The following is a 6,026-nucleotide window of genomic DNA, read 5'->3' on the forward strand; positions in this document are numbered from 1 at the left end:
TAATAACGATATTACACACAATTTTTTGATGAAGCATTCCTTCATTTTGTTTTTTGATCAATGGCATAAGTGAGGACGTCGTATGGCCTTATTACCTATTTTAAGTTTCCCCGATCCCCGTCTTCGTACCATTGCAAAACCAGTCGAAGAAGTTACTGATGAAATTCGTCAGTTAGCAGCCGACATGTTTGAAACTATGTATGAAGCACCGGGAATTGGCCTGGCAGCAACACAGGTAGATCACCATATTCAGCTGATAGTCATGGATTTATCTGAAGAAAAAGATCAACCCATGGTGTTTATTAACCCCAAAATTACGCCATTGACGCAAGAGACGCAGCCCTATGAAGAAGGCTGTTTATCAGTGCCTCAAATATACGATAAAGTTGAGCGCCCGTCACGTGTAAAAATTCAGGCAATTAACCTTGAAGGTCAATCATTTGAAGTGGAAGCGGACGGACTTCTCGCAGTTTGTATCCAACATGAAATGGATCACTTAAATGGTAAGTTATTCGTCGACTATCTATCGCCTTTGAAACGTCAACGTGCACGTGACAAAGTGGAAAAATTGGTTCGCCAGCGTCAAAAAGATAAAGTCGCAGTTAAGCGTTAATTGATCGCGGTAAAAAATACCTGAGACAAGCCCAATTTTGATTGGGCTTTGTTATACTTGGGTCAGACAAATGTTAGGGTTTGCCTGTATTGTTTCGTAGTGGAGTGCTGCTGTCCTTTGCAGCCGTTTTTTTGCAGATTGCTGTTTTTTTACAGCCATTGTTGCCCAAGCAATATCAAGTTGCTCCGGTCTGCGAAACCATTACGCGTGCACTTTTACTTCCTAATGTTCATGCTGAACATACCACACATTCACACCATTCATCTTCCCCTCACGCTGAGCAAGTTCAAGTCGATCATACTGCCCATGAACATGATGCCAGTCATCAATGTCAGTATTGTACGGTCTATGGCAATTTGGTTTTGCCCCCTGAACTTGATGTGAAAGAAGTGCTTGATCGAATTCAAGTTCGTTTAATTGCTTTTCAAAAAGCTTTCAAGCATGTCTGGTTTGTTCTTCAACAACTCTTTTTACTTCCGCAAGGTCGAGCTCCGCCACTCGCTGCATAAATCCGACGTTTTTTAAACTTGGGTCTTTGAGGACTCAGGTACGCCTTTATTTATGTATTTTGTGAGATAAACATGGCTCAGCCTAAATTTTTTCTACAGCCTCTTGCGGCTGCAATTTGTGTTGCCTGCTATTCAACTTCTGTGATGGCTGACGAGATGTCCGTAGAGATGACGGAAACCAATGCGGTACAGACTTTGGCACCGATTGTGGTGACATCACATCAGGGGAATGATGCCAATGGCCTGATTGTTCGTGCCAATCCCAAACAGCCGATTCAACCGATACCTGCCAGTGATGGAGCAGATTATTTAAAAAGCATTGTGGGTTTTAGTGCAGTGAAAAGTGGCGCAGGAACCAATGGCGATGTGACGTTTCGTGGCATGTTTGGTTCACGCATTAAAATATTGACCGATGGCACAGAAAATTTAGGGGCGTGTCCAAGTCGAATGGATGCACCAACTTCTTATATTTCCCCTGAAAGTTATGACCGAATTTCAGTAATTAAAGGACCTCAAACGGTTCAATATGCCAATACAGGTTCTGCTGCAACAGTCTTGTTTGAACGCAAACCGGAACAGTTCGATGCTGATAAAAACTACCGTGGTCAAGCCAGTGTGATGATCGGCTCTTATGGTCGTTTAGATCATAATGTCGAAGCGGCTGTGGGGGATGAACATAAATATGTCCGTCTAAATGCCAGTCGTTCTGTCGCAGACAGCTACCAAGATGGAGATGGTAATACTGTGCCGTCAGACTGGGAGCGCTGGAATACAGATTTGGCATTCGGTTGGACACCAAATGAAGATACATGGGTAGAACTTACCGGAGGTAAAGCCGATGGTGAGGCGGTATACGCAGGCCGTTCAATGGATGGTTCGCAATTTGCCCGTGAAAGCTTAGGCCTTCGTGTCGAGAAAAAGAATGTCACAGAGGTGATTAAAAAAATCGAAGCACAGGTCAACTATAGTTATAACGACCATATCATGGACAACTTTAGTTTGCGTGAGCCACCTTTAGCTGAAATGACCCATCATGGTATGACTATGATGATGCCGAATCCAATGGCGATGCAGGTAACACGCCGTACATTAAATGCACGTATGGCGGTAACACATGAATGGGATAAGCTGCAGTTCATTACTGGACTAGATACGCAGAATAATAAACATGCCGGCAGCATGACGTCGAAGATGATGCCTTCGATGAATAAGCCCTTAATGCAAGATATGGCATTTCAGTCCTATGGCGGTTTTGGAGAAGTCAGTTATCAATTGAGTGACAACAATAAATTGGTTTCAGGTCTTCGTCTTGATCAAGTGCAAGTGAAAGATGAGCGTGCCGCTTCGAAAGCGAGTGGCTATAACACGGAGCTGAATGAAACATTGCCAAGTGCTTTTATTCGTTTTGAAAATAAACACCCTGAACATGACAATGGTAAAACCTATATCGGTCTAGGCTATGTGGAACGCATGCCAGATTATTGGGAATTATTTAGCCCAAAATCAGGAAATGGTGATATCAATACATTCAATCATATTGATACGGAAAAAACGCTTCAGTTAGATATGGGCTATCAACATCAACATGGTGCTTTGAATTCTTGGGTGTCGGCTTATGCTGGTTTGGTGAATGATTATATTTTAACGAGTTATAAGCCTGGAACAGGAATGATGGGAGGTATGGAAGCGCATAGTCGAAATATCGATGCAACCATTGCAGGTGCAGAAGCTGGGATTGGCTATCAATTTACAGATGCGATCCAAGCAGATGTCAGCGCAATGTATGCGTGGGGGGAAAACACCACGGATAATACGCCATTACCACAAATCTCACCTTTAGAAGCTCGGGTAAATTTACGTTACATTCAGGATAATTATACTTTGGGTGCGTTATGGCGTGTTGTTGATGGTCAAAATCGGATTAGTCCAAACCAAGGTAATATTGTGGGATACGATCTACAGAAAAGTGCAGGCTTCGGTACGCTTTCTTTAAATGGTACTTATCATATTGATGAGGGTGTAGATGTATCTGTGGGTGTAGATAATCTCTTGAATAAAACCTACACCGAACATTTAAATAAGTTGGGGGATGCCGGTACAGGCTTAGCGGCAGATGAACAGTTCAATAATATTGGCCGAAATTATTGGGCACGTATTTCGATGAAATTCTAAGTTCTGATATTTGTCATCCAAAAAGCAGAGCGATCGCTCTGCTTTTTTTATTGGTGCATACTTGCCAGTTGTTTTGCTTTACTTTGATACGGTGCTAAACCGAGTTTTTGAATTGCACGGCCTTTTTGCTGTAATTTTTGATTTAAACTTGGGAGATGCTTAGCACCTGAATACAGGACGAGATTTCTAGCCAATAAATAATAGGCAAACCATGCGGCGGATTGGGGTTTGAGCCCTAATTTATGCATGCGTTTTTTGCCAATAAAAAATTGTGTCAGCTCCAGATGTTGTCGATAAGCCAGTTTTTGCTGAAGTGGTCGAAGGTATTTGTACTGTCGTTCAAAGTGTTCCTTAGAGAGACTGGCGCCGAGAGCCATACTGCTTGCATCGGATTGAGGGTGTACAAATTGCATCCAATACAGCAGTTTCCAACCGTCAGATTCTTTTTCAATTAACCATTTTTCATCAATGCCCATCAACCAGCCGACATAGCGCCAAAAATGCAAAAAGCTTTCAGTTTCTTGTTTTGATGGAAAATTCCTAAAGCGCGAATGCCCAAAAGTACCACACTACTAAAGGCAAGATTGGTCATCGCCAAGTCAAATTGATTGATCGGCACCCCCCACGTTGCAAAATCCCAGCCTTTACCTTTTTGGAGTTGATGCCGTACCAAAGCGTGAATAAAACGCACATAAATTGTCGATGTAAATCCTGCATGCAAACGTTCGAGTCCGCGTTCTTCAGTGATATCTACCCACCATTTAGTGGTTTCAGCCAGACGTGTACCGGCTTGTTTATTTAAAGCACCGGTCAGCATGAGTGGCTGATTGAAACCGGGGAAAAGATAACCCACCATCATTTTGATTAATGATCAGCCATATGCCCCTCACAACAATGAATACGAGAAACTTGTGGCCTATGTGCCAGATAAAAGCCCTATTTATGATTTTTTACAAGGGCAGGAGTTTCTGAATTTAATGTGTGATATTCGAGGGATAGCGCATGAGCAGTATCAAATCTTCATTGAAAAATTTAAATTAGAACACTATTTAGCCACGCCGTTTGCTGACATGTCTTTTGGTACAACCAAAAAGTTTTTATTGGTTGCAGCCTTAATGACTTCGGCACCTTTACTGATTTTAGATGAACCGAGCAATGGCTTAGATCAAAACGCCTTGGCTGAATTAACAAGTATACTTTTACAGCAGAGCCAATCGAAATTGATTCTATTGTCTTGCCATGATCCAGTATTTAGAGACAGTCTTGCAGCAAAAATCATCGAGCTAGATCGGCTAAAGTCCAATGAGCAGGCGGCATGAATAAACAAAGACATGTTGGGCAGCGAACAATCATAAAAACGCTTTTGAAATACCGATGGACATTTTATGTCAAAACCACAGCAGACGCAGTTGCACGGCAAAAGCATTTACTTATTTTAATCACATTAATTCTCGGACCAATGCTATTCGGACTGCTCTTATCTTTAGTGCAGCCCATTATTGATATGGTTTATTGCAAATCAATAATCACGAATGTGTTTATTTGGACAGGCTTTCTTGCCTTAAATGTATTTTGGTGTGCGATACAGCGTAAAGCTTTGAGTGGTGGAGAAGGGTATCGCTATCTAGCGCTATTACCCATCACGCTTAAAAGTCGCTTTGCAGTGGAAATTAAATTTTTAGGCAGTTTAAGCTTTTTGCTGATACTGCCATTTATTTTAGCGCTTCTATATGTTTGGGTTGAGTATGAATTCTTAGCTTCCATTGGCATCAGTGTATTGATGCTACTTTGGATCTTTAATTTATTAATCATACAAATGCTGTTTTTACAACAGAATCAATATTGGGTTTTAGTCTGTCTTTTGACATATTTGCCCATTTTGAGCCTAGCGATATTGGACGCTCAACTCATTGCGGTGTTGTTATCTACTTTCATCTGTATAGCGGCAATAAAATTTTGGCTGCTCGGTAGGAAATCAAAACCAATTAAGCTGCAAGTACCTAGCGTATTTCTGATACAGAAATATAGCCCACTCTGGCTCAATCAAAATAAACTCATTATTCGTCAGGCATTTCATAAAAGATTTCTAACCCATCGTATTGTCAGTATCGGTATATCAGTTACTGCGGTTGTGATTTTGTATCGGTTCGCCACACAGGTGGATACTTGGAACATCATGAGCCTTGATTTCACTGCTTCACAATTATTCCAATTGATGTGTGCCATCTATATTGCACTGAGTTTATTCAATCTAGGCGTGATCAAAATGGACTTAAAATCAAATTTTGAATCTGCAGAACGCTTCTGGATCATTCAAGAGTTCACACTTTGACAGCTCAGGAAATATGAATACTGTGTTTTATTGATGATTGGCTTAATGATGAGTGTGCCAGTTTGGCTGTGGCTACTGCTGAAAGGTGGATTCGTTGATGTGCTATTCATGGCGACATTATTTTGTATCGCCATTCCATTTATTCAATGGTTGTATAGAAAACCTGAAGAAGTGCACGGTGTTATGCCAATTTTAATGTTTATCTTATGGGTGCCTGTGGCGTATTGCATGCTTTCTGTACGCTAAAAGCACTTTTTTAAGTAAAAAAACTTGATTTAGTAGAATAAATAAACAAACGTAATGAAAAATTAAAAATAAATGGAAAAGGGTGTTGCAACGGATGTGAAATGCTGTAGAATGCACATCCATCGGCGGTGATGAAGATTAAAACTTCTGATAA

6 protein-coding genes and 1 pseudogene are annotated in these 6,026 nt (G+C 41.1%); 6 read left to right on the forward strand and 1 reads right to left on the reverse strand.

Annotated features, from left to right (window positions below; all coding sequences use genetic code 11):
* Positions 1–82 precede the first annotated feature (82 nt).
* From def to FTU75_RS15500, 3 genes are all read left to right on the forward strand, one after another.
* Positions 83–613 (forward strand): peptide deformylase, encoded by a 531-nt coding sequence (gene def, locus FTU75_RS15490; protein ID WP_078191459.1) that lies wholly within the window; start codon positions 83–85, stop codon positions 611–613.
* A gap of 89 nt (positions 614–702) precedes the next feature.
* The gene (locus tag FTU75_RS15495; protein WP_180116360.1) at positions 703–1,122 is read left to right on the forward strand and encodes a DUF2946 family protein; all 420 of its coding nucleotides are present in this window, start codon (positions 703–705) and stop codon (positions 1,120–1,122) included.
* A 144-nt stretch (positions 1,123–1,266) separates the two neighbouring features.
* Entirely contained in the window at positions 1,267–3,294 is a 2,028-nt protein-coding gene (locus FTU75_RS15500; RefSeq protein ID WP_373685882.1) for a TonB-dependent copper receptor, read from the forward strand.
* Between the two features lie 47 nt (positions 3,295–3,341).
* Here FTU75_RS15500 and FTU75_RS15505 read toward each other — a convergent pair.
* Positions 3,342–4,159: pseudogene (locus FTU75_RS15505) on the reverse strand (oxygenase MpaB family protein); the annotation flags it as partial.
* Positions 4,160–4,214: 55 nt separating this feature from the next.
* On the opposite strand from FTU75_RS15505, the gene FTU75_RS15510 reads away from it, so the two are divergent.
* Genes FTU75_RS15510 through FTU75_RS15520 form a run of 3 tightly spaced genes read left to right on the forward strand, consistent with a single transcriptional unit; the run spans position 4,215 to position 5,872 of the window.
* Positions 4,215–4,613 carry an AAA family ATPase gene (locus FTU75_RS15510; protein WP_180116362.1) on the forward strand — a complete coding sequence of 133 codons (399 nt, stop codon included), beginning with the start codon at positions 4,215–4,217 and terminating at the stop codon, positions 4,611–4,613.
* Positions 4,610–5,626, forward strand: coding sequence for a hypothetical protein (locus FTU75_RS15515; protein ID WP_180116363.1), 1,017 nt, complete (start codon positions 4,610–4,612; stop codon positions 5,624–5,626). The genes FTU75_RS15510 and FTU75_RS15515 overlap by 4 nt, the downstream gene beginning before the upstream one ends.
* A 45-nt stretch (positions 5,627–5,671) precedes the next feature.
* Positions 5,672–5,872 carry a hypothetical protein gene (locus FTU75_RS15520; protein WP_180116364.1) on the forward strand — a complete coding sequence of 67 codons (201 nt, stop codon included), beginning with the start codon at positions 5,672–5,674 and terminating at the stop codon, positions 5,870–5,872.
* Positions 5,873–6,026 lie beyond the last annotated feature (154 nt).

Source organism: Acinetobacter sp. YH12140 (assembly GCF_013418475.1).
In the GTDB taxonomy this organism is placed as follows: Bacteria; Pseudomonadota; Gammaproteobacteria; order Pseudomonadales; family Moraxellaceae; genus Acinetobacter; species Acinetobacter amyesii.